Annotated in this window: 15 protein-coding genes, 2 tRNA genes and 2 rRNA genes (1 of these 19 running past the window's edge); 6 read left to right on the forward strand and 13 right to left on the reverse strand. The window is 75.2% G+C overall.

Annotation, left to right across the window (positions count from 1 at the left end; genetic code table 11):
* The first annotated feature begins 80 nt into the window (after positions 1-80).
* Entirely contained in the window at positions 81-5,318 is a 5,238-nt protein-coding gene (locus ACOQFB_RS14880) for a choice-of-anchor Z repeating domain-containing protein (protein WP_421609751.1), read from the forward strand.
* 37 nt (positions 5,319-5,355) lie between these two features.
* Here ACOQFB_RS14880 and ACOQFB_RS14885 read toward each other — a convergent pair whose 3' ends face one another.
* Complete coding sequence (locus ACOQFB_RS14885) at positions 5,356-5,730, reverse strand: response regulator (protein ID WP_421609752.1); 375 nt, start codon at positions 5,728-5,730, stop codon at positions 5,356-5,358.
* On the opposite strand from ACOQFB_RS14885, the gene amrB reads away from it, so the two are divergent.
* Positions 5,708-6,556 carry an AmmeMemoRadiSam system protein B gene (amrB, locus tag ACOQFB_RS14890; protein WP_494492265.1) on the forward strand — a complete coding sequence of 283 codons (849 nt, stop codon included), beginning with the start codon at positions 5,708-5,710 and terminating at the stop codon, positions 6,554-6,556. The genes ACOQFB_RS14885 and amrB overlap by 23 nt on opposite strands.
* Positions 6,557-6,589: 33 nt before the next feature.
* Here the strand turns inward: amrB and ACOQFB_RS14895 are convergent, their stop codons facing one another.
* Positions 6,590-7,612, reverse strand: a complete 1,023-nt coding sequence (locus ACOQFB_RS14895; protein ID WP_421609754.1) for a matrixin family metalloprotease — start codon at positions 7,610-7,612, stop codon at positions 6,590-6,592.
* Positions 7,609-8,115 carry a hypothetical protein gene (locus ACOQFB_RS14900; RefSeq protein ID WP_421609755.1) on the reverse strand — a complete coding sequence of 169 codons (507 nt, stop codon included), beginning with the start codon at positions 8,113-8,115 and terminating at the stop codon, positions 7,609-7,611. Before ACOQFB_RS14900 ends, ACOQFB_RS14895 begins: the two co-directional genes overlap by 4 nt.
* A gap of 34 nt (positions 8,116-8,149) precedes the next feature.
* Here ACOQFB_RS14900 and gltX point away from each other — a divergent pair, with 34 nt between their 5' ends.
* The 3 genes from gltX to ACOQFB_RS14915 all read left to right on the forward strand — a co-directional run bounded on the left by gltX (position 8,150) and on the right by ACOQFB_RS14915 (position 12,534).
* The gene (gene gltX, locus ACOQFB_RS14905; RefSeq protein WP_421609756.1) at positions 8,150-9,568 is read left to right on the forward strand and encodes a glutamate--tRNA ligase; all 1,419 of its coding nucleotides are present in this window, start codon (positions 8,150-8,152) and stop codon (positions 9,566-9,568) included.
* 58 nt (positions 9,569-9,626) lie between these two features.
* Positions 9,627-10,133 carry a bactofilin family protein gene (locus ACOQFB_RS14910; RefSeq protein WP_059437312.1) on the forward strand — a complete coding sequence of 169 codons (507 nt, stop codon included), beginning with the start codon at positions 9,627-9,629 and terminating at the stop codon, positions 10,131-10,133.
* A gap of 76 nt (positions 10,134-10,209) precedes the next feature.
* A complete protein-coding gene (locus tag ACOQFB_RS14915; protein ID WP_421609757.1) occupies positions 10,210-12,534 on the forward strand; it encodes a glutamine--tRNA ligase/YqeY domain fusion protein in 2,325 nt (774 codons plus the stop codon).
* Between the two features lie 146 nt (positions 12,535-12,680).
* Here ACOQFB_RS14915 and ACOQFB_RS14920 read toward each other — a convergent pair.
* The 6 genes from ACOQFB_RS14920 to ACOQFB_RS14945 form a co-directional block, all read right to left on the reverse strand.
* A tRNA-Glu gene (locus ACOQFB_RS14920) sits at positions 12,681-12,755 on the reverse strand.
* 60 nt (positions 12,756-12,815) lie between these two features.
* A tRNA-Gln gene (locus ACOQFB_RS14925) sits at positions 12,816-12,889 on the reverse strand.
* 4 nt (positions 12,890-12,893) lie between these two features.
* A complete protein-coding gene (locus ACOQFB_RS14930) occupies positions 12,894-13,238 on the reverse strand; it encodes a hypothetical protein (RefSeq protein ID WP_237758153.1) in 345 nt (114 codons plus the stop codon).
* Between the two features lie 119 nt (positions 13,239-13,357).
* Positions 13,358-13,672: a hypothetical protein gene (locus ACOQFB_RS14935; protein ID WP_494492266.1), complete on the reverse strand. Its 315-nt coding sequence runs from the start codon at positions 13,670-13,672 to the stop codon at positions 13,358-13,360.
* 280 nt (positions 13,673-13,952) lie between these two features.
* On the reverse strand, positions 13,953-15,227 hold the full coding sequence (locus ACOQFB_RS14940; protein ID WP_421609759.1) for a cyclic di-GMP-binding domain-containing protein, MshE-related: 1,275 nt from the start codon (positions 15,225-15,227) through the stop codon (positions 13,953-13,955).
* A gap of 17 nt (positions 15,228-15,244) precedes the next feature.
* On the reverse strand, positions 15,245-16,675 hold the full coding sequence (locus tag ACOQFB_RS14945; protein ID WP_421609760.1) for an aspartate ammonia-lyase: 1,431 nt from the start codon (positions 16,673-16,675) through the stop codon (positions 15,245-15,247).
* Positions 16,676-16,933: 258 nt separating this feature from the next.
* On the opposite strand from ACOQFB_RS14945, the gene ACOQFB_RS14950 reads away from it, so the two are divergent.
* Positions 16,934-19,165, forward strand: a complete 2,232-nt coding sequence (locus ACOQFB_RS14950; RefSeq protein ID WP_421609761.1) for an OmcA/MtrC family decaheme c-type cytochrome — start codon at positions 16,934-16,936, stop codon at positions 19,163-19,165.
* 77 nt (positions 19,166-19,242) lie between these two features.
* On the opposite strand, the gene ACOQFB_RS14955 is transcribed toward ACOQFB_RS14950, so the two are convergent.
* The 4 genes from ACOQFB_RS14955 to ACOQFB_RS14970 all read right to left on the reverse strand — a co-directional run.
* Positions 19,243-19,548 (reverse strand): hypothetical protein, encoded by a 306-nt coding sequence (locus tag ACOQFB_RS14955; RefSeq protein ID WP_059439008.1) that lies wholly within the window; start codon positions 19,546-19,548, stop codon positions 19,243-19,245.
* A 59-nt stretch (positions 19,549-19,607) separates the two neighbouring features.
* Positions 19,608-20,321, reverse strand: a complete 714-nt coding sequence (locus tag ACOQFB_RS14960; RefSeq protein WP_421609762.1) for an NUDIX hydrolase — start codon at positions 20,319-20,321, stop codon at positions 19,608-19,610.
* Positions 20,322-21,025: 704 nt separating this feature from the next.
* Positions 21,026-21,142 (reverse strand): 5S ribosomal RNA (gene rrf / locus ACOQFB_RS14965).
* A 159-nt stretch (positions 21,143-21,301) separates the two neighbouring features.
* Positions 21,302-21,803: ribosomal RNA gene (locus ACOQFB_RS14970) — 23S ribosomal RNA — on the reverse strand; it runs 2,478 nt beyond the window's last position.

Below are 21,803 nucleotides of genomic sequence, written 5' to 3' on the forward strand. Positions count from 1 at the left end.
GGGACGGGAGGTGACGGGCGGCCCCTCGCCCGCTTCACGGACCGTGTGCTAAGGCTCGGCGGCCACCGAGGAGTGTAACCATGACCCCCGCTCGCTCGTCACTCGTCCGCAAGCTCTGGTCCGGCGTCGCCCCGCTCGCGCTCATCGCGGGCGTGCTGCCGCTGCTCGCCCCCACCTGCGGCGACCTGCAGCCCGGCCCCAAGGTCTTCGCCCGCGGCTCCCTCGTCATCCCGATGGACCGCTGCTACCAGTTCCAGACCGACGGCGCGACCGGCACCGGCCAGCCCTCCGGCTGCCCGCAGGCGGCCGACGCGGGCGACGCGATCAAGGCGTACGGCCTCGTCTACCAGCTCATCCGCAACGACGTGGCGGTGTACTGGGCCATCGATCCGGCCAAGGCCTCGCTCACCGCGCACGACTTCGCGATCCAGTACGACGGCGGGTTCCCGGTGCTGTCGTACGACTGGGCCAGCGGCGGCACGGGCGCCCCGCCCACGCAGGACCACGTGATCCGCTACATGGGCGGGCCATTCGTGGTGGACGGCTCCGACCAGGCGAAGGCGCTCGCCGTCCTGCAGCGCTACCGGGCGACGTTCGAGGCGGTGAACGTCCACGTCGCGAACGTGGCGTTCCGCGCGCCGGTCGCGAAGGTGATGGCGGGCGGCTGGAGCGCCGGCGGCGCGACGCCGCCCAAGCTCGCGCTCCTCGACATCGGCTCGGGCAACCTGACCTCGACCTCTCCGGTCACGGTCACCTCGGCGAAGAACGCCGAGCCGGTGATCTCCGGCTACCTCGCCCGCGCCGGCATCGGCTCGGGCACGGCCGCCGGCACCGCCACCGGGCCCCACGGCGAGATCTACGACCGCCTGGGCATCGAGGACTTCCAGCCCGCGCCCGGCTCCACCGACTACCGCACCAGCCGGTTCTTCCAGAACGGCTACCAGATCCTCTGGGTGCCGCACTGGGTGGCGCCCGGCTCGTGCTCCAGCTTCGGCAGCAACAGCGCCTGCGCCTCGTCGCTGTACCCCACCGCCAAGGTCGACCAGGTGCTCCGCACCATCGCGGGGTTCGTGAAGGACGGGAAGGACGTGTTCGCGGAGTGCGCCGGCCTGGGCAGCTTCGAGGGCGCGTTCAAGCGCGGCTCCAACACCGCCTACACCCTCGACTACTCCGACGGCTTCGAGGACGTCGCCGCCGGCCTCTCCACCCGGTTCCAGACCACCACCGGCGTCCGCTACAACGAGCTCCCCACCAGCCCGTTCCCCGCGCCTGCGGTGGTGGGCAGCTTCGCCTCGCCGCTCATGCAGCTCGGCGACTTCCCCTTCAAGCCGCTCACCGGCGCGGTGGAGGACTACCGCCCGGCCGACGCCTCCGCAGGCGGCGCCTACCAGGCCGGCGTGCAGCGGCTCGTCGCGGCGAGCGATCCGTACGGCACCTGGGACTACTTCACGCTGCGCCCGGCCGACGCGTCGCACGGCACGGTGGTGTACCTCGCGGGCCACAGCTACTCCGGCGTGCAGGGCAGCTTCCAGATCGCGGGCTCGCGCCTGGTGCTGAACACGCTGTTCAACCTGGGCGCGGGCTGCACCGAGAGCGGCGTCTCCTGCGACACCGGCCGCCTCGGCGTCTGCGGCAAGGGCGTGCTGCGCTGCTCCGCCTCCGGCCAGCCGGTGTGCGAGCAGGTGAAGGGCCCGGCCGCCGAGATCTGCAACGGGCTCGACGACGACTGCGACGGCTTGGTGGACGAGGACCTCGAGCAGGCCTGTTACGGCGGGCCGGCCGGCACCGAGAACGTGGGCGTGTGCCACGCCGGCGTGTCCACCTGCGCGAAGGCGGCCGACGGCAGCTACGCCATGACGGCCTGCGCCGGCGCGGTGGTGCCGGCCCAGGAGAGCTGCAACGGCCTCGACGACGACTGCGACGGCCAGGTCGACGAGGACCTCACCCAGGCCTGCTACTACGGACCGGAGAGCAGCCTCGACCCGGTGAGCCGGCAGCCGCGCGGCGCCTGCCGGGCCGGCACGCAGGCCTGCACCGCCGGCAGCTGGGGCGCGTGCACCGGCCAGGTGCTGCCGCAGCCGGAGGTGTGCCTGGCGGAGGGCGGCGGCGGCACCGCGTCCGACGAGGACTGCGACGGCGCCATCGACAACGGCTGCCAGGCCTGCACCGCGGGCGTCCAGCGCGCCTGCTACACCGGGCCGGCCGGCACCGCCGGCGTGGGCCGGTGCGCCACCGGCGTGCAGACCTGCGGCACCGGCGGGCAGTGGAGCAACTGCGTGGGCGAGGTGCTGCCGTCCACCGAGCTGTGCCGCGACGGCATCGACCAGAACTGCAACGGGATGGCGGACGACGGGCCGCCGGCCTGCGCCGCCTGCCGGGACGGCGAGACCGAGGCCTGCTACGACGGCCCCGCCGGCACCGCCGGGGTGGGCCTGTGCGCCGCGGGCGCGCGCGCCTGCGTGGGCGGCGAGTTCGCCGGTGCGTGCGCCGGGCAGCTCCTGCCCGCGCCGGAGCTGTGCGACGGCCAGGACAACGACTGCAACGGGTCGGTGGACGACGGCGCCTCCTGCGGCGACGGCTTCTCCTGCGTGCACGGGGTGTGCGTGCCCTCCACCTGCGGCGTCGAGCTGCCCTGCCCCGAGGGCTACGCCTGCAGCGCCTCCGGGACCTGCGAGCGCGGCAGCTGCGGCGGCACCACCTGCCCCGACGGCCTGGCCTGCTCGTACGGTGCGTGCAACGATCGCTGCGCCGGCGTGGACTGCGGCGAGGGCTCGGTCTGCGCGCGCGGCTCCGGCACCTGCGTGGGCGGGAGCTGCTACCTGGCCGGCTGCCCCGCCGGCGAGGTGTGCCGGAACGGCGCCTGCACCGCCGACCCGTGCGCCGGCCTCACCTGCCCGGCCGGCACGTTCTGCCGCCAGGGTGACTGCGTGCAGGCGTGCACGTTCGTGACCTGCCCGGCCGGGCAGAAGTGCGGCGTGGACGGGTTCTGCGAGGTGGACGCCTGCGCCGGCAAGGCCTGCGCGCCGGACCAGCGCTGCCAGGACGGCACTTGCGTGGCCGATCCCTGCGCCCGGCTCGGCTGCGGGCGCGGCCAGGTGTGCCGCGACGGCACCTGCGTGGACGACCCGTGCTCGGGCGTGGTCTGCCCGGCCGGCGCCTGCGCGGGCGGCCAGTGCTACGCGTCCGGCACCGCGCCGGTGACGGTGCCCCCCGCGGCCGGTTCCGGCGGCGGCGGCGGCTGCGCCTCGGCCTCGGGCGACGCGGGCCTGCTCTCCGCGCTCGGCGTGCTCCTCGCGCTCGCGGGGCTGCGGCGCCGTGCGCGCCGCGGCGCCGGGCCGTCCGCGCTCGCCGCGTTGGCGATCGCGGCGGCGCTGCTCGGCACCGCGTGCAAGGGCGGCGGTGGCGACGCCGCGGCGTTCGATCCCGCGAGCTGCGAGGCGAGCTGCGAGGGCGAGCAGCGCTGCATCGACCTGCGCACCGATCCCGCGCACTGCGGCATGTGCGGGAACGCCTGCGGCGCCGGCCAGATCTGCGCGGCGTCCGCCTGCGGGCCGGGCGGGCCGGTCGCACCTTACGTCCGCCAGGTCACCCCGGGCGCCGCCCCGCGCGGCGGCCTCGCGCCGGTGACGGTGGAGCTGTCGGGCGATCGCTTCGCGGCCGGCGCCACCGTGCGCACCGCCTCGGACGCCGGCACCCGCACCTGGCCGGCGGAGCGGGTCCCCGACGGCCGGCTCCGCGTCCAGCTCGCGCTCGCCGATCTGCCGGCAGGCGCGCTCTGGCTGCGCGTGGTCAACCCGGACCGCGTGATCTCCAACGCGGTCCGCTTCGACGTGGTGAACCCCGAGCCGCACCTCACCGCGCTCACGCCCGCGAGCGCCCCCGCAGGCGCGGTCACCTCGGTCCTGGTGGAGGGCACCGGGCTGGGCACGGAGAGCCGGTGCCGGATCCGTGGCGACCGCCTGGCGGAGCAGGGGCTCCCCTCCACCCCCGGCGACGCCGGCCTCACCTGCACGCTCGACGCGACGCTCCTGCCGCCGGGCGCCGGGTACCAGATCTGGGTGGTGAACGACGCGGTGCCGTCCCCGCTCCCCTCCAACGCGCTCCCGTTCGCGATCGTGAGCCAGGCGCCGGTCGCGAGCGCGGTGAGCCCGAGCGGCGCCGGCGCGGGCGAGATCGTCTCGCTCACGGTGACGGGCGACGGGTTCGACCTCGCGAGCCGGGTGGTGTTCGACGGCGTGGAGCAGCCCACCACCTACGTGGACGCGAACCGGCTGCTGGTCGGCCAGCTCCGGCTGCCGGGGTGCGCGGTGGGCACCTGCACCTCCGAGGTCTGGGTCCGCAGCGGCCAGGGCGCCGACTCGGCCCGGCTGCCGTTCGTGGTGGGCGCCTCGCCCGCGCAGGTCACCGGCTTCTCGCCCGCCACCGCCTACCAGGGCGACGCGGTGACGCTCGCCTTCGCCGGCACCGGCTTCCCCGCCGACGCGCAGGTGCAGGTGCAGCCGCCCGGCGGCGCCTTCCGCCCGCCGCTCGCCTCGACGGTGGACGCGGGCGGCACCTCGGTGTCCGCGCCGCTGTCGCTCGACGGCGAGCCGGAGGGCTCGTGGCTCGCGCGCGTGTGGTTCCCCGGCGCCGGCACGGCCTCGGGCACGTGGACGTTCCGTGTGCTCTCGAACCAGGCCATCCTCCAGGCCGCCAGCGTGCGCGGCCGCGAGCAGGGCGCGGCTGCGATCCCGGTGACGCTCACCGCCGCGAACCTGCGCCCGCCGCTCTCCGGCGTGCGCGTGATCTTCACCGGCGCCGCCGCCGAGCTGGTCCCCACCGCCACGACCGCGACCAGCGTCACGGTGAGCCTGTCCACCGTCGGCCTCGACACCGGCACCTACGCGCTGCAGGTGCGCAACCCGGGCGCCGCGCCGTCCAACGCGCTCTCGTTCAACGTCACCCCGGGCGCGCCGACGCTCGCCGCGGTCAGCCCCGCCTCGGCCCGCCAGTCGGACACGCCGGTCACCGTCACGCTCACCGGCACCAACTTCGCGAAGCCCGACGCCTCCGGCACGGGCGGCTCGGCGGTGATGGTGACCTCGGAGCTCATGCCGGGCTGGCCCGGCGCGCCCGCTTTCCAGGCGGTGCCCGGCACGGTGACGGTGGAGAGCCCGACCCGGATCACGGTCCAGCTCGACACGCGCGCGGCCTACGCGGCCCCGGGCGGCACCGCCTACCACGTCGCGGTCTGGAACCCCGGCGGACCGACGCCGCCGCAGCGCTCGGACGCCGGGCAGGCCGCCGCCTCGCTGCCCGCGTTCACCGTGATGCCCTGAAGGCGTGCGCGCCCCGCCGGCAGGGCGGGGCGCGCCGTCACGCGCGCGGCGCGGCGCCCATCACCGCCGCGACGGCGGCGGCCGGGTCGAACGGCTTGCGGAGCACCTCGTCCGCCCCGAGCCGGCGGTAGGCGTCCCGCTCGGCCTCGCCGATGCGCGAGGACATGAGCACGAGGTGCGTCTTCCGCCAGTGCGGGTGCGCCTTGAGCAGGCGGCAGACGTCTGCCCCGTTCAGCCGCGGCATGTAGACGTCGAGCAGCACCGCGTCCGGCTCGACCGAGGCCATCTTGCGGAAGACCTCCTCGCCGTCGGCGGCGGTGGCCACCTCGAAGCCGGCGTCCTCGAACGCGACGGTGAGCGCGTCCACCACCGCCTTCGAGTCGTCCACGATGAGGACCTTCCGGCTGCCCATGATCCCGGGCGTTATACTCGATCGCGCCATGGTCCGGGAGCCTGCGGTCGCGGGAGCGTTCTACGACGCCCGGGCGGCGACGCTCGCCGCCGAGGTGGACGCCTGGCTGTCGGCCGGCGCCGCGCCCGCCCCGGCGCTCGGCGTGCTGGTGCCGCACGCCGGCTACGTGTACTCGGGCGCGGTGGCCGGCGCGACGTTCGCGCGCGTGGCGGTGCCGCCGCGCGCCATCGTCCTCGGCCCCAACCACACCGGCCTCGGGCACGCCGGCGCGGCGCTGTGGCCCGGGGGCGCGTGGCGCACGCCGCTCGGCACCGTGCCGGTGGACCCGGAGCTCACCGCCGCGCTCGCCGCCGCGCCCGGCGTCGAGGGCGACCGGCTCGCCCACCTCCGCGAGCACTCGCTCGAGGTCGAGGTGCCGTTCCTCCAGCGCGCCCGGCCCGGCGTCGCCATCGCGGCGCTGTGCCTCGGGCCGCTCTCCTTCGCCGAGTGCGAGGCGCTCGGGACGGCGGTGGGGGCGGCGGCGCGGGCGGCCGGCGCGCTGGTGGTCGCGTCCTCGGACATGAGCCACTACCTCCCGGCCGCGGAGGCCCGCCGGCGCGACCGGCGGGCGCTGGACCGGCTGCTCGCGCTCGACGCCGAGGGGCTCTACGAGGTGGTGCGCCGCGAGGGGATCACCATGTGCGGCATCGTCCCGGCCACGGTGATGCTGGTGGCGGCCCGCGCGCTCGGCGCGACCGGCGCCGAGCTGGTGCGCTACGCGCACTCCGGCGAGGTGAGCGGCGACGACGACGCGGTGGTGGGCTACGCCGGCGTGGTCGTGCGCTGAGCTCCCTCGACGCCGCGCGGCCTGCCGGCCGCGCTACGCCCGGGAAGAGCGGTGGAGGAGCACGCGCTGCAGCAGCGCCGCGCCGGCGAGCAGCAACGCGCCCAGGCCACCGTCGCCGCCCGCGCCGCACCCGCCGCCGCTCTTCTTCCCGCTGATCTCCTGGACCGGGCCCGCCGCGGTGTAGATGGCGCAGACGCCCTCGACGTCGTCCGCGGCCAGCGTCCGCTTCTGGATCTCCTTGGGCGGGGCGGTCGGGTACATCGTCACGTCCGGCGAGGAGGTTCCCGGGCACGCCTTGCCGTCGCACGGATGCGCCAGGCCGATGAAGTGGCCGGCCTCGTGGGTGAGCGTGTTCTGCAGGTCCTCGTAGCCGCAGCTCGCCTGGCCGTAGGTCGCGCAGGTCTGCCCCAGGGTCGAGTCGCTCCCGCAGGTGAAGTACCAGCCATCGGACGCGCCGACGATGCTCGTCCCGGCGCCGGCGCCGCTCCAGTCCGCCACCTCGAGGTCGGCGTCCTGGATCGCGCCCGAGTTCGGGTTGTAGATGACCGTGGTGATGGCGAGCACGCTCTTGCCCAGCCCGCCCTGGCCGCCGCCCGGGCCCTCGTCGTCGAAGCAATCGAAGGTGTTGTTGCAGGACGCGGTCGCCCAGCACGGATCCGCATGTGCCGCGGCCACGTCGGAGCACCAGCCCTTGCGGAACACCACCAGGTGCTCGCTGCTCGTCCCCATCCCCGTCTGCGCGATGGCGGTGCTGGTGGTCCCCCCGAACGGCAGCGAGAGGTGGGCGCACGGCGCGCCCTCGCCCGCCCGCGTGGCGCCCTCCCAGGCGGCGAACGCGGCCTGGGCCGCCTGCACCGCGGGATCGGCGCCGGCGGCCGCGTCGCAGCTCGGGGAGCTGCCGCCGCGCACCGGGTTCACCTTCCAGGTCACGGCCGACGGATCCGGCCAGTAGAAGCAGACGGTCAGCTTGCCGTTCGTCGCGCAGGACCGCTTGTAGGCCTGCGCCGGCCACGCGGCGAGGAGCGCCAGGGCCGCGGCGATCGCGCGCGCGCTCATCGCGCCGCCCTCACCCGCCGCTCCAGCTCGGCGACGGAGGTCCGGGCGAGGCGCGCCTCGCCGGCGCGCAGCGGCGCGGCGAGCTGCTCGTCCTCGTCCACGTCCGGCTCGGCCCGGTCGCCGTCCACGCGGAACTTCCCGAGCGCGAGCCCGTTCACGCGCCAGCCGCCGCCGCGGCGGTAGAGGAACAGCACCACCTCCTCGCCGTCCGCGAGGCGCGGCGCCGCGCTCACCCACATCCCGACGTCGCCCACCACGCCGCCCGGCACCGTGACCGTCACGCGCGCGCCGGGGCTTCCCTTCCAGGCGCTCGAGACCGCGATCACCACGTCGGTGACGATGCGGCGGCCGTCCGCCTCGACGCGCGACGCCTGCCGCTCCACGCGGCCGCGGACGACGGCGTCGGAGGAGCGGGCCGCCTCCTCGATGGTGGTGGAGCGGAAGGTCGCGGCCGCGGCGGGGAGCGCCACCGCGGCGAGGAACAGGGCGAGCGCTCTGTGCACCGGCCGATTGTAGCTATGGTAGCTTGCGCCCGCCATGGACAAGCCCCGCGTACGCTTCGCCCCCTCCCCTACCGGTTACCTCCACATCGGCGGCGCCCGGACGGCGCTCTTCAACTGGCTGTGGGCGCGGCGCAACGGCGGCACGTTCGTGCTGCGCATCGAGGACACCGACCGCGAGCGCTCCACGCAGCTCGCCGTGGACGCCATCCTCGACGGGCTGCGGTGGCTGGGCCTCGACTGGGACGAGGGGCCCGGCGTCGGCGGGCCGCACCCGCCCTACTTCCAGACCGAGCGGCTCGACCTCTACAAGGCGCACGCCGAGCGGCTCATCCGCGAGGGCAAGGCGTACGCGTGCTACTGCACGCGCGAGGAGCTGGACGCGCAGCGCAAGCAGGCCGAGGCCCAGAAGCGCCAGTTCCGCTACCCCGGCACCTGCCGCGACGCGCCCTACGATCCCTCGCGCCCGCACGTGATCCGGTTCCGCGTGCCGGACGCCGGCGCGACGAGCTGGAACGACCTCGTGAAGGGCGTCATCTCGACGCCGCACGACACGCTGCAGGACGAGGTGATCCTGCGCGGCGACGGCGTGCCGCTCTACAACTTCGGCGCGGTGGTGGACGACATCACCATGGAGATCAACCTGGTCGGCCGCGGCGACGACCACGTGAACAACACCGCGCGCCAGATCCTCATGTACGAGGCGCTCGGCTACCCCGTGCCGACGTTCGCGCACTTTCCGATGATCCTGGGCGCGGACAAGGCCCGGCTCTCGAAGCGCCACGGCGCGACCAGCGTCACCGCGTACCGCGACATGGGCTTCCTGCCCCAGGCGGTGGTGAACTACCTCGTCCGCCTGGGCTGGTCGCACGGGGACCAGGAGCTCTTCACGCTCGACGAGCTCGTCCGCTACTTCGACCTGAAGGACGTGGGCGCGACCGCGGGCGTGTTCAACCCGGAGAAGATGGCCTGGGTGAACCACGAGTGGCTGAAGCGGCTCTCGCCCGAGGAGCTGGCGAAGCTGGCGCTGCCGCACTTCCGCGCCGCCGGCCTGCCCGCCGAGGACGACGAGAAGCTGCGCCACGTCTGCGCGGTGGCGCGCGAGCGCGCCAGGACGCTGGGCGAGTACGCGCAGCAGTTCCGCTACTTCTACGCGCCCATCGCGCTCGACCCCAAGGCGAAGGCCAAGTTCCTGACGGCCGACACGAAGCCCGTGCTCCAGGCCGTCCGCGACGCCATCGCCGCCCTCCCCGCGCTCGAGACCCAGGCCGTCGAGCAGGTGTTCCACGGCGAGGCGGAGCGCCGCGGGGTGGGCCTGGGCAAGGTGGCGCAGCCGGTCCGCGTGGCGCTCACCGGCGGCACCGCCTCCCCGGGCATGTACGACGTGGTGCAGATCCTCGGGAAGGACGAGACGCTGAGGCGGCTCGACGAGGCGCTCCACGGGATCGCCGGGTAGGCGCCGAAATATCGGCGCGCGCCGTGCGTAGGCCCGGTCACCGACCCGGGAGCCCCCCATGCGCACGTGCCTCGCCGCCCCCCTCCTCGCCGCCGCGCTCGCCGCGGCCCTGCCGGCGCGCGGCGCCGACTGCCGCGTCCGGATCGGCTCCTCCGGGCGGTTCGCCCAGGACCACGACCTCGTGATCGGCCCGGGTGAGCGGGTCCACGAGGCGGTGGCGCTGCGCGGGCGGGTGGTGGTGCGCGCCGGAGGCCACGTGGACCAGGCGGTCGCCCTGGCCGGCGACGTGGTGGTGGAGCGCGGCGGCACCGCGGGCGAGGTCACGAGCCTCGGCGGCGACGTGCACCTGCAGGAGGGCGCCCGGGTGGCGGGCGACGCGACCGCGCTGGGCGGCCGGGTCGAGACGGCGCCGGGCGCGCGGGTCGCCGGCGACGTCACCATGCTGTCCCTCGAGCTGGGCGCCAGCCTCGGCGTGCGCGGCGCGGTGCGCGGCTGGACGCGGGACCTGCGCTGCGCCGCCACCGCCGACCCCGGGATCGCCGGGGTGGACATGGACGTCGACTAGGGCGCGCCGCCGGCCCGCCGGGCGGGCCGCCAGCGGGTTGCGGGGCAAGGCCCGGTGGGATACCACCTCTGGCTGCATGAGCGACGCCCCTCGCCCCAGGAACTTCCTCGCGGAGATCGTCGAGGCCGACCTGGCCGCCGGCCGGAACGGCGGCCGCGTGGTCACCCGCTTCCCGCCCGAGCCGAACGGCTACCTGCACATCGGCCACTCGAAGTCGATCCTGCTCAACTTCGGGCTGGCCCGCGCCTACGGCGGCCGGACGCACCTCCGGTTCGACGACACCAACCCGGTGACCGAGGACACCGAGTACGTCGAGGCCATCCAGGAAGACGTGCGGTGGCTGGGCGGCGACTGGGGCGGCCACCTGTACTTCGCCTCCGACTTCTTCGACCGGATGTACGCCTGCGCCGAGCGCCTGGTCGGCGAGGGGCTCGCCTACGTGGACACGCAGTCGCAGGACGCGATCCGCGAGCAGCGCGGCAGCTTCGACCGCCCCGGCGTGAACAGCCCGTTCCGCGACCGCCCGGCCGCCGAGAACCTCGACCTGCTGCGCCGCATGAAGGCGGGCGAGTTCCCCGACGGCGCCGCGGTGCTGCGCGCGAAGATCGACATGAGCCACCCCAACGTGCTCATGCGCGATCCGCTGCTGTACCGCGTCCGCCACGCGCGCCACCACCGGACCGGCGACGCCTGGTGCATCTACCCGATGTACGACTTCGCGCACCCGCTGGAGGACGCCTGCGAGGGCGTCACGCACTCCATCTGCACGCTGGAGTTCGAGTCCAACCGCGAGCTGTACGACTGGGTGCTCGACCACACCGGCCCGTGGGATCCGCGGCCGCGCCAGTACGAGTTCGCGCGGCTCGCGCTCGGCTACACGGTGATGTCGAAGCGCAAGCTGCTCCGGCTGGTGAACGAGCGGCGCGTGTCGGGCTGGGACGACCCGCGCATGCCCACCGTCGCCGGCATGCGGCGGCGCGGGGTGACGCCGGAGGCGCTGCGCGACTTCGCGGACCTTATCGGCGTCGCCAAGAACAACAGCCTGGTGGACATCGGAAAGCTCGAGTTCGCCATCCGCGCCGACCTGGAGCGGCGCTCGCCGCGCGCCATGGCGGTCGTGCACCCGCTGGCGGTGTCGATCGAGAACTGGCCGGCCGGCAAGGTGGAGGAGCTCGACCTGCCCTGGTGGCCCGGCGAGCCGGAGCGCGGCGGCAGCCGCAAGGTGCCGTTCGGCGGCGAGCTGTTCATCGAGCGGGACGACTTCGCGCTCGACCCGCCCAAGGACTGGAAGCGGCTCGCGCCCGGGCGCGAGGTCCGCCTGGCCGGCGCCTACGTGATCCGCTGCGACGACGTGGTCCGCGGCCCCGGCGGCGAGGTGCGCGCGCTGCGCTGCACCTACGATCCCGCCTCGCGGACCGGCGAGGGCGCGACCCGGCGGGCCGGCGGCACGCTGCACTGGGTCCACGCCCACCTGTCGGTCCCGGCGGAGGTCCGCATGTACGACCGGCTGTTCGCGGTCGAGCAGCCCGACGCGGAGGAGGACTTCATCGCCGCGCTCAACCCCGGCTCGCTGGCGGTCGCGAAGGGCGCCCGCGTCGAGCCGGCGCTGCGCGACGCCCTGCCCGGCAGCCGCTACCAGTTCCTCCGCCAGGGCTACTTCTTCGCCGACCCGGTGGACTCCGTCCCCGGCGCCCCGGTGTGGAACCGGACCATCACGCTGAAGGACACCTGGAGCGCCCGGGCCCGCGAGGCCGCGGCCGCGCCCCGCCGCGCCCGCGAGCCGCGGCGCGACGAGCCCGCCGCCACCCCGGCCGCCCCCCGCCGCAGCCGCGCCGAGGCGCGCGCCGAGCTCCGCGCCGCGAACCCCGCGCTCGCCGCCCGGCACGCGCACTACCTCTCGGCGCTGCGGCTCCCCGCCGACGACGCCGACCTCCTCGCCGGCGATCCCGCCACCGCCGCCTACTTCGACGCCGCGGTCGCGGCCGGCGCGCGCCCGGCCACCGCCGCGAAGTGGCTGCTCAACGACCTGGCCGGCCTCGCCGGCGACCGGGCGCTCGCCGCCCTCCCGCTGGACGGCGCGGCGTTCGGCCGGTTCGCGGCGCTGGTGGACGCGGGCCGCCTCACCCCCGCCGCGGCGAAGACGCTGCTCGCCGAGCTCGCCGCCGGCGGCGGCGATCCCGAGGCGCGGATGCAGGCGCTCGGGCTGGAGCGCCGCGAGGACGCGGGCGCGCTCGAGGCCGCGCTGGAGAAGGCGCTCGCCGCGCACGCGGCGGAGGCCGCCCGCTACCGCGCCGGCGAGAAGAAGCTGCTCGGCGTGCTGCTCGGCGCGGTGATGCGCGAGGCCGGCGGCGCCGCCGACGCGGCCCAGGTCCGCGCGGCCCTCCAGAAGAAGCTCGGGTAGCCGGCTCCCCGGCGGCGCGAGGCGCGGACCCGGCCGCCCTGCGGCCGCCGGGGCCCGCGCGCGCCGTCGCCGCACGAGGCGCTCGCCGTCGCGGGCTCAGGAAAGAAAAAACCCCGAGAACCGGACGAAGTTCTCGGGGGCACAGATGGTGACCCGTACGGGATTTGAACCCATGTTTTCGGCGTGAGAGGCCGACGTCCTGACCGCTAGACTAACGGGCCACGAAGCGCTGCATGTCTATCCTCGGTCGAAGCGGCAGTCAACGCCGAGGAACATCAAAGTGGCTGGGGGACTAGGATTCGAACCTAGATAGCCAGATCCAGAGTCTGGCGTCCTGCCGTTAGACGATCCCCCAATAGTCAGTCGCCCTTCCTGACGAGCACGAAGACGCGGACCTCGCCCTTCAGCTCGTACACGTTCAGCCCTTCCCACTGCCCCGGCCGCGGCTCCGGGTTGACGATGTGGACGGCCTTCACGCCTGGCTGATCGGCGATCGGCCGCCGGGCGAACCGGGGTCCGTACGTCTGACGGAAGAACCGGATCGTCTCCTCGTAGGTCTTGGGAACCCGGTAGCGGTTCTCCGCGACCTTCACCGCGCCGTCCGGGAGCACCGCGCCCGCCACCTTCACCTCGGCGAGGGCGATGCCCGGCACGGCCACGAGGACCGCGACGAGGGCGGCCTTATATCGGGCAAAAAGGGTCACGGTCAAGCGTTCCGTGTACCGGTCCCGCCCCCGCCCGTCAACCGCGCCGGCGGGCCGGCGGCGCGCCCCGGGCTGCGGCGTTCCGCCCCGCCTCCGGGCGAGGGCGGACGGCGTCGCGATCACCTCCAGACCGCCACCAGCCCGCCCTTGTGGCCGGCCTCGCGCAGCTTCAGCTCGCCGCGCTTCAGCGCGGCCGCGGCGTGGGGGCCGATCCAGTAGCCCTTGGGATCGCTGCGCCGCCAGTTCTTGCGGAAGAGCTGGTGGACCTCCTCGAAGATGCCCTTCAGCGCGAGCGGCTTCCCCTTGCGGTCGTTCGGGTCGTCGGTGATGTCCAGCTCCGCCCAGAGGCGGCCCGCCACCAGCTCCCCGGCGTCGTTCCGCACCGAGCGCTCGTAGTGGAACACGGGCGACGGGATCTCCTCGATGACCAGCATCCCCTTGTCCGGCCCGCGCTTCAGGGGGTGGACACCACCGGGCCGAGCCGCTCCACCGCCAGGTAGTAGGCGGGCTGGTCGAGCGCCTCGACGGCGTGCTCGTCCACCCGCACCGGCTGGTAGCCGGGGGGATCAGCTCGGGGTAGGCGGTCAGCTCGCGCCGGGCGAGGTGGCGGAACACCGCCCGCTCGTCGTCGGGCAGCATGAAGTAGTGGAGCGTGGCGGCCATGCGCGCGGACGTTAGCGCAAAACCGCCCGCGCCGCGCGGTCGCCGGCCGGGTCACCGGACGCGGGCGAGGAGCGCCTCGTAGCTCTGCGAGATGCGCGTGGCCAGGATGAGCAGCTCCCCCACCGCCCCCGCGTCCACCAGCCCGCCGCGCCCGGCGTCGGCGTAGAACACGTTCACCACGCGGCCGCGCGCCAGGATGGGCAGCACCAGCGCGTTCGCCGGCACCCCGCCCCCGAGCCGCTTCAGGAGCAGCACGTTCGCCTCGGTCTTGGGGATGGGGCCGAGGAAGTGCGCGCGGGTGCGGACCACGGTGTCGACGATCCCGGGCGCGCCGAGCGGCAGCCGGAGCCGCCGCACCGCCTCCGCCCCCACCCCCTCGCCCATCCCCGCCCACCCGCGCGCCGCGCCGTGCTGGACGGTGAGCAGCAGGGCCCGCCGGAAGCGCGAGCGGGCGTGGCGCAGCACCGTCCGCGCGATGGCGCCGCGCTCCTCCACGCCCTCCAGGAACCGGACCGCGTCCCGGAAGTCGAGCGGCGAGGGCTCCGGCTCGGGGCGGGCCGGCGCGGCGGGGGCGAGCCGCACCGGCGGCGCGTGGCCGGCGCGGGCCGCCAGCGCGGCGAGCACCTCGGGCGGCGGGGCGGCCACCTCGTCCGCCTCGTCGAGCTCGAGGATGGCGTCGTCGGGGAGCTCGGGCGGCTCGCCGCCGCGGCCGTCCGCCGGCGCGGCGCCCGGGAGCGCGAAGGCGCCCGTCCCGCCGTAGACCGCCTCGAAGTCGTCCTCGGTCATCAGGTCCGCGGCGGGGGCGGCCGGCCTCGCCGCCGGGGACGGCGCCGCCCGGGCGGGCCCGGCGCCGCCGGCCCGGCGCGGGCGCTCGAAGTCCACCTCGATCCCGCGGAGCTGCCGCTCGATCCCGTACGCGCGCCGGAGCAGCGCCCACACCCGCGCCTCCGGCGCCGCCAGCGCGTGCACCTCCCGCCCCGCCGCGAACGCGACCTCGTCGAGCACGCGCAGGTCGGACGGATCCACCGCCAGGACCGCGAGCCGCCGCCCCGCGAGCAGGAACGGCACCACGTCGCACCGGTCCGCGACCTCGGCGCGCAGGACCGCCACCGCCTCCGGCTCCAGCCGCACGTCGCCGAACAGCGCCGGCACGCCGTGCTGCTGGCCGAGCGCCCGCGCCAGCGCGCCCTCCTCGACCGCGCCGAGCTCGAGCAGGTTCGTCCCGAGCCGGCCGCCGAAGATGACCTGGTTCTCGAGGGCGTCGCGGATCGCGTGGGGCGTGCACGCGCCCGCGCGCAGGAGGAGCTCGCCGAGGCGGGTGCGCACGCGCCGAGGATAGCAGGTCAGCCGCCGCGGCCCGGCCGCGTGAGGCGCACGGCGTCGAGGGCGCGCCGCGCCTGCGCGGGCGTGAGGCCTCCCCGCTCGACCGCCAGGTCCACGATGGACCGGCCGGTGGCCACCGAGGCCTTCACGATGTCCGCCGCCGCCGCGTAGCCGAGCCGCGGCGCGAGCGCGGTGGCGAGGCTCACGGTGCGCTCGGCGTAGTGCCGGGCGCGATCCCGGTCGGCCTCGAGCCCGCGCGCGCAGCGCGCGTCGAACGCCCGCACGGCCCGGGCCAGGACGTCGAGCGCGTGGCACAGGTCGAACGCCACCAGCGGCATCATCACGTTCAGCTCGAGCTGGCCGCCGCTCGCGGCCCAGGCCACCGCGCCGTCCAGCGCCACCACCTGGTACGACACCATGGCCAGCATCTCCGCCATGGAGGGGTTCACCTTACCCGGCATGATCGACGACCCGGGCTGCACCGGCGGGAGCCGCAGCTCGCCCAGCCCGGTGTTCGGGCCGCTCCCGAGCAGGCGCACGTCGCCGCCGATCCGGAGCAGCTCCAGCGCGGCGGTGCGGAGCGCCCCCGAGAGCGCCACGAACGGCGCGAGCGACTGCATCGCGTAGAACGGGTTCGGCGCCGGGGTGAGCGGCACGCCGGTGAGCCGCTCCAGCTCCCGAACCACCCGCGCCCGGTACCGGGGATCCGCGTTCAGGCCGGTGCCGACCGCGGTGCCGCCGAGCCCCAGGACCGACAGCTCCGGGAGCGCGTCGCGCACCCGGCCCGCCGCCGCGCCCAGCGCCGCGGCCCAGCCCGACACCTCCTGCCCGAGCCGGATGGGTGTCGCGTCCATGAGGTGCGTCCGGCCGGACTTCACCACGCCGTCCCAGGCGCGCGCCTTCGCGTCGAACGTGCCGGCGAGCGCGGACAGCGCCGCGATGACCTCGGGCGCGAGCTCGAGCGCCGCGAGCCGGATGGCGGTCGGCACCACGTCGTTGGTGGACTGCGCCATGTTCACGTCGTCGTTCGGGTCCACCAGCGCGCGGTCGCCGCGCCGCCCGCCGAGCAGCTCGCAGGCGCGGTTCGCGAGCACCTCGTTCACGTTCATGTGGTGCGAGGTGCCGGCGCCGGCCTGGTACACGTCCACCACGAACTGCTCGCGGTGGCGGCCGGCCAGGACCTCGCGCGCCGCCTGCTCGATGGCGCGCGCCTTGCGCCGCGGCAGCAGGCCCAGCGCGGCGTTGGTGCGCGCGGCGGCGAGCTTGATCCGGACGGTGGCGTCCACGAACGCCGGGTGGGCGCGCAGGCCCGAGATGGGGAAGTTCTCGACCGCGCGGGCGGTCTGGGCGCCGTAGAGGGCCGTCGCCGGGACGGTCATCTCGCCCATGGTGTCGCGCTCGATGCGGGTGCGGGCGCCGCGTGCGGCGCGGGCCCGGGGCTGTCTGGCCATGTGAGGTCGCCTCCGAGGCGAGTCTACGTGCGCGGCGGGCCGCCTGCTCCGGAATCGTGCCGCCGGGGGGTCCGCCGGGCCGCGAGGCCCCGGGGCGCCCGCTCGCGCGCTCCCTGCCCGGATGTGTCGGCGCCACCGCGAGGGGGTGCCGACCCTGCCGAACCGCCTCACCCTGCAACGTGCGCGGCTACGGTCGAGGGGACGCGTGTGTGCGTGGAGGCGGGGCGTCGAGGGCGGCTGCACGGCTCGGGAGGCAACATGAGGAAGGCGTGGCGAGGACTGGCGCTCGTCGGGACGATCGGCGGGCTCCTGGCGATGGCGGCGGCGGGCGGGTGCGGCGACGGCCGCAAGGACAAGGGGCCCGGGGGTGGAGGAGGCGGAGGTGGTGGGGGCGGGGGCGGCGGAGGAGGCGCGCCGGCCAGCCAGCTGAACATCACGATCCAGTCGGCCGACGTGCCGGCCACCGGCAATCCCACGGTGACGTTCAAGGTGACCGACGCGGCCGGCAACCCCATCGACCTGCTCGCCGAGATCGCGAACGCCGCCGCGAGCGGCACGCCGCCCGCGCCGCGCATGAGCCCGCGCTTCTCGCTCGGGCAGCTCGAGGACGACGGGACCTACACGCACTACTACGAGACCACGGTGAACGCGCAGCCGTACACGGACGCGGGCGGGACGGCGCAGACGCCGTCCGGCTCCGCCGTGCAGCCGCGCACCGAGCCGCCCAGCGGGCCGTTCCCCACGTCGCAGCTCGCGGCGCAGGGCAACGGCGTGTACACGTACACGTTCTCGCCGCCGACCACCGATCCGGCGAAGCGCGAGCGCGCCCGGACGCACACCGTCGGGATCTGGGCCACGCGCACGGTGAGCGAGGGGACCCCGGCGGCCGAGGTCGCCTACCCGGCCAGCGCCACGTTCAACTTCGTGCCGGGCGGCGGCACCGCGGCGAAGTACGAGACGGTCACCGACGCCGCCTGCAACACCTGCCACGGCGTGCTCGAGGCCCATGACCGCCGCCGCGGGACGCAGCTCTGCATGACCTGCCACGCCGGCGACAAGGGCACCACCTACGCCGACCCGGAGTCCGGGAACACCATCGACTTCCGGAACATGATCCACCGGATCCACTCCGGCCAGGCGGGCTACCACATCGTCGGCTTCCGCCAGACCGACGTCACCTTCTCCGACATCCGGTTCCCGCAGGACATCCGCAACTGCACCACCTGCCACACCGGCGCGAACGCCGACGACTGGAAGAACAAGCCGTCCGCGGTGGCGTGCGCGTCCTGCCACTCCAACCTGCGCTTCGACGCGTCGGCGTCCGCCGACTGCACGCAGGGCCACGTCGAGACCGCGGCCTGCAACCACCCGTTCGGCGTGAACGCGACGGCGAACTGCGCCGGCTGCCACGCCGCCGGCGGCAACCTCGGGCCGGACAAGGTGCACGTGGTGCCCCAGCTCGCCTCCGCCGCGACCTACAAGTACGAGATCGTCGGCGTCACGGTGGGCGGCGACCGCATCCCGGTCGTCCAGTACCGCGTCCTCCAGAACGGCGCGCCCATGGCGCTCGACGCGGAGCCCTGGACGCACGGCAGCGCCAGCCGCCTGTTCGTGGACGTGGGCTGGCCGTCCGTCGAGTACGACAACGCCGGCGCCGGCGCGGAAGGCCAGCCGGTCCAGATCAACGCGCTCACCGCCGCGGCGGGCGGGTCCGCCACGCCGGTGGCCGGCCAGACCAACGTGTACCAGGTGACCTCGACCGTCGCGCTGCCGGCCGGCGTGGACCAGTTCACGGTCGCGCTGGAGGGCCACCCGGCCATCGCCGATCCGTTCAACCCGGGCCAGTTCCTGCGCGTACCGGTCACGAACGACGTGAAGTACTTCACCGCCGCGGGCGCGGCCGGGCAGGCGCGCCGGACCGTGGTGGCGGTCGAGAACTGCAACAAGTGCCACGGCGTGCTGAGCGCGCACGGCCAGAACCGCAACGGCACCACGCAGGTGTGCGTGGTCTGCCACAACCCCGCCGGCACCGACGCGGCCCGCGTGCCCTCCGGCGGCACGGTCGAGCCCATCGACTTCAAGGTGCTCGTCCACCAGATCCACGCCTCGGAGATCAAGCAGAAGGAGGTCACGATCTACGGCTTCGGCGGCTCGGCGAACGTCTTCCCGCTCGAGTTCCCGAACCAGATCGGCAACTGCGCGCTGTGCCACGCGGGCACGAGCTACCAGCTGCCGCTGGCGGCGGAGGTGAAGGACACCATCAACCCGGCCGGCGGCACCACGCCGAAGACCATCGCGGTGTGCACGTCCTGCCACGACACCGTGAAGTTCGACGGCTCGGCCGCGCAGTCGTGCGGCCCCGGCGTGATGGGCGACTGCAACCACCGCGGCGGCACGCAGACCGGCGACGCGCAGTGCGCCACCTGCCACGGACCGGGCACGCTCGCGGACGTGGCCAAGGTGCACCCGATCCCGGCGCCGGCGCAGTAGCGGCGCGCGACGAGCGCGGACCAGCGGGGGCCCGGCGGGATCCGTCCTGCCGGGCCCCTCGCGTCCCGGGCGCCGCGCTACTGGACCTCGATCTCCTGGGCCCGCGCGCCGGCGTCCACCACGTACCAGATCCGCACCCGGCGGCCGTGCGCGAGCGCGACGGCGGGGCCCGCAGGGCTCCCGGCGCGGTCGAAGACCGGGACGTCGGCCCCGACCTGGAACGTGACCACGCCGGCGGGGGTGGTGACGCGGAGCAGCCCGCGGGCCGGATCGCTCGACAGCACCGCCCCGGTGTCGCAGCGGGTGCGCTCGGTGACCGGGGCGTGGCGGGGCGCGGGGAACGGCGCCGCGGCGAGCGCCAGCGCGAGCAGGAGGGCGGGCATGCGCGGGAGTATCGCCCCGGGTGGCGGGGGCGCGCCAGCGGGCGGTCGGCGCCCGCGGGTCAGGGTGCGCGAGGCGGGGCCGCCTCGAGGGGCACGAGCGCGACGCCGAGCCGGCCGGCGAGGCGGCGGAGCGCGAGCTCCGTCTTGGCGTCCTCGATCTCGCCGGCCTCGCAGGCGCGCACGGCGGCCTCGAGCCCGCGCCACTCCAGCAGGGCGCCCTCCTCGAGCGGCGAGCCGTCGCCGTCGCCGTCCGCGTCGTACGGCCCGTCCACCGGCGGGCGCGGGACCTCCACCTCGAGCAGGTGGATCTTCTCCGACGCGATCCCCGGGAGCAGGAAGAACGGGCCGCCCAGCGGCCGCAGCGAGCCGGGGGCCACCTCGAGCCCCGCCTCCTCGCGCAGCTCGTCCGCGCCCCGCCGCTGCAGCGCCGCCAGGCCCGTCTCGCCGGGCTCCACCACGCCCGCCACGATCTCCTCGACCAGCAGGTACTCGGGCTCGGGGAGGGCGGCCCGCTTGCCGCGCCGGAAGTACGCGGCCGGGCGGAGCCCGCGGCGGGTGAGCACCTCGATCCCGCGCGGCGTGCGGGCCCAGGCGCAGACCGCGACCGCGTCCAGCGCCGGGCGATCGATCACGTCGATGGGGTACTCCGGCGAGGCGCTCCCGTCCGCGCGCCGGTTCCGGGCGCGCAGCCGGCGGAGCCGCAGGAACCCCTCGTCCAGGCGGGCGTGCGCGCTGCGGTCCTCGACGATCTCGATGGCGGTCACGCGGGGCATGCGGGGATGGTGCACCGCCCCCCGGCGCGAGGGAAGCGGCGCTCGCCGCCACGGCCGCCGCCGCGACGGGGGCGCCCGCGCCTCCCGGCCAGGGGTCGTTCGCCGGCGGCGCCGTTCCCAGCTTTGCCGCGGAGGAAGCCCGATGAGCACCCCCGAGACCCTGGCCGAGCTCGGCCGCCTGCTGCAGCTGGAGGTGGACGCTGCCACGGCGTACGCGGCCGCGATCTCCGCCGCCGGACCGGGCGCCCTGCGCGAGGAGCTGAGCCTGTTCCAGGCCGACCACCAGCGCCGGGCGCTCGCCCTGCACGAGGCGTTCGCGCGCCTGCGCGCCTGCCCGCCCGAGATCCGCCCGAACGTGCGCGGCGCCGCCATCGGCGCACGCCGGGCGCCCGCCGGGCGGCCCCGCCCCCGCGACCTGGTCGCCGCGCTCAGCGGCAACGCGCGCCTCGCCGGCACGTCTACGCGAGCGCCCTGGCGCGCCCGCTGCCGCCGGAGGTGCGCGAGGCCGTGGAGCGCGCGCTCGGCGAGGAGCGCCGCCACCTGGAGCGCCTGCAGCGGCTGCCGGCGGCCACCGCGCTCGCCTGAGCCGGCGCGATCGCCCTCGCGCTGTCGACGTGCCGCGCCCGCCGGGCGCGAGGGGCGACGGCGCGCGCCAAAAAAAGAAAAAGCCCGCCAGAGCGGATTGCTCTGGCGGGCACGAAAAGATGCGGCAGCGACCTACTCTCCCACACCGCTTCCGGTGCAGTACCATCGGCTCTGGTGGGCTTAACTACCGTGTTCGGGATGGGAACGGGTGTGACCCCACCGATATAGCCACCGCAAACCTTTGAAAGAACGTGAGGCTCGTCGCCTCTCGACAACCGTTACGAAGGGAAAAGAAGAGCACCGCACCGCGGGGCCGCTGAGGGCCGTGCTTCCACTGCTCCTGCGAAGGAATTCGATCTCGACCTCGAGCAGGTCGCCTACGACCTGAGAAGAGGGAGACCAAGCCGCACGCCCTATTAGTACCGGTCAGCTGAGCGCCTCACAGCGCGTACACCTCCGGCCTATCGACCTCGTCGTCTTCGAGGGGGCTTCAGGGGCTTGCGCCCGGGAGAAGTCGTCTTGAGGTTGGCTTCCCGCTTAGATGCTTTCAGCGGTTATCCGTTCCGCACATAGCTACCCAGCGATGCCTCTGGCGAGACAACTGGTACACCAGCGGTGCGTCCATCCCGGTCCTCTCGTACTAAGGACAGATCCTCTCACTTCTCCTACGCCCACGGCAGATAGGGACCAAACTGTCTCACGACGTTTTGAACCCAGCTCGCGTACCGCTTTAATTGGCGAACAGCCAAACCCTTGGGACCTGCTCCAGCCCCAGGATGCGATGAGCCGACATCGAGGTGCCAAACCGCGTCGTCGATGTGAACTCTTGGACGCGATAAGCCTGTTATCCCCAGAGTACCTTTTATCCGTTGAGCGATGGCCCTTCCATACAGAACC

It is taken from the genome of Anaeromyxobacter sp. Red801, from assembly GCF_049201065.2.
In the GTDB taxonomy this organism is placed as follows: Bacteria; Myxococcota; Myxococcia; order Myxococcales; family Anaeromyxobacteraceae; genus Anaeromyxobacter.

Bases quoted from the DNA above. Each gene is read 5' to 3' on its own strand.
- ACOQFB_RS14880 (WP_421609751.1), top strand. From the start codon at position 81: ATGACCCCCGCTCGCTCGTCACTCGTCCGCAAGCTCTGGTCCGGCGTC.
- amrB (WP_494492265.1), top strand. From the start codon at position 5,708: ATGAGGACCTTCCGGCTGCCCATGATCCCGGGCGTTATACTCGATCGC.
- ACOQFB_RS14885 (WP_421609752.1), bottom strand. From the start codon at position 5,730: ATGGGCAGCCGGAAGGTCCTCATCGTGGACGACTCGAAGGCGGTGGTG.
- ACOQFB_RS14895 (WP_421609754.1), bottom strand. From the start codon at position 7,612: ATGAGCGCGCGCGCGATCGCCGCGGCCCTGGCGCTCCTCGCCGCGTGG.
- gltX (WP_421609756.1), top strand. From the start codon at position 8,150: ATGGACAAGCCCCGCGTACGCTTCGCCCCCTCCCCTACCGGTTACCTC.
- ACOQFB_RS14910 (WP_059437312.1), top strand. From the start codon at position 9,627: ATGCGCACGTGCCTCGCCGCCCCCCTCCTCGCCGCCGCGCTCGCCGCG.
- ACOQFB_RS14915 (WP_421609757.1), top strand. From the start codon at position 10,210: ATGAGCGACGCCCCTCGCCCCAGGAACTTCCTCGCGGAGATCGTCGAG.
- ACOQFB_RS14935 (WP_494492266.1), bottom strand. From the start codon at position 13,672: ATGCTGGTCATCGAGGAGATCCCGTCGCCCGTGTTCCACTACGAGCGC.
- ACOQFB_RS14945 (WP_421609760.1), bottom strand. From the start codon at position 16,675: ATGGCCAGACAGCCCCGGGCCCGCGCCGCACGCGGCGCCCGCACCCGC.
- ACOQFB_RS14950 (WP_421609761.1), top strand. From the start codon at position 16,934: ATGAGGAAGGCGTGGCGAGGACTGGCGCTCGTCGGGACGATCGGCGGG.
- ACOQFB_RS14955 (WP_059439008.1), bottom strand. From the start codon at position 19,548: ATGCCCGCCCTCCTGCTCGCGCTGGCGCTCGCCGCGGCGCCGTTCCCC.
- ACOQFB_RS14960 (WP_421609762.1), bottom strand. From the start codon at position 20,321: ATGCCCCGCGTGACCGCCATCGAGATCGTCGAGGACCGCAGCGCGCAC.